This window comes from Mesorhizobium sp. M7A.F.Ca.CA.002.04.1.1 (assembly GCF_004022805.1).
Lineage (GTDB): Bacteria > Pseudomonadota > Alphaproteobacteria > Rhizobiales > Rhizobiaceae > Mesorhizobium > Mesorhizobium ciceri.
Map to the genome: position 1 here is coordinate 1 of NZ_RZPL01001197.1, position 785 is coordinate 785.

Genomic DNA, 785 nt, shown 5'->3' on the forward strand with positions numbered 1-785 from the left:
GGTCAAGGATGGTCTGTCCGTCTTCGACATCTCCGATGCCTCGGCCTTCGGCGGCAACATCCAGACCAGCCTTCGCTTCGATCGCAAGCCGGAAGGCTCGCAAGTCGAAATCCGCCTTCTGGCGTCCGACATCGACGGCGGTGCTTTCGGCACGGCGGCAGGGATGACGCGGCTGGTGCCGGTCGGCACGGGCACCGTCTCGGTGATCCTCAAGGGGCCGGGCAGAACCTGGGATTCCATCTTCGACAATGCCGACGGCTCGGTCTCGGCGACCTTCGGGCCGGGTGCGTTGAGCAAGCTCAACCTGCCGGCCTTCCTCAAACATACCGAACAGGGCGGCTTCTTCGCGCTCGACGATGTCTCCGACGCAACATTGCCGATCGACGGTGCCGAGATCAAGGCAACCATTTCGAAGGGCGTGGCGCGAATCGACAAGGCCGAGGCCAATTCAGCGAAGTACAAGATCTGGCTGTCCGGCATCGCGTCCTACGCCGGGCGCGGACTGGCCTTGTCCGGCGGCGTCATTCAGCCGGATCAGGCGGCAACGCAGGCCAACGGCCAGCAAGGCCCCAACCAGTCGTCGTTCTTCGTCGGCGGAACCTGGAGCACGCCGTTCATTTCCCCGATCAGCCGCGGCGTTTCGGGGGAATAAGCGGTCGCGTTTTCGTCTTCAGCCGCGTTGCGCGGCCTGCTCGTCGAGCTGGCGCTGCACCTCACGCCGCTTGTTGGCAAGCGAGGCGATGATGACGCCGATCGCCACGACGGCGATCAGGATGGTGCAGGCG

1 protein-coding gene and 1 pseudogene are annotated in these 785 nt (G+C 64.7%); one reads left to right on the forward strand and one right to left on the reverse strand.

What is annotated here, in order from left to right:
• On the forward strand, positions 1 to 652 hold a 652-nt coding region (locus ENZ75_RS33265; protein WP_281033344.1), incomplete at its 5' end, for an AsmA-like C-terminal region-containing protein.
• Between the two features lie 18 nt (positions 653 to 670).
• On the opposite strand, the pseudogene ENZ75_RS33270 reads toward ENZ75_RS33265, so the two are convergent.
• A pseudogene (locus ENZ75_RS33270) lies at positions 671 to 785 on the reverse strand (putrescine ABC transporter permease PotI); the annotation flags it as partial.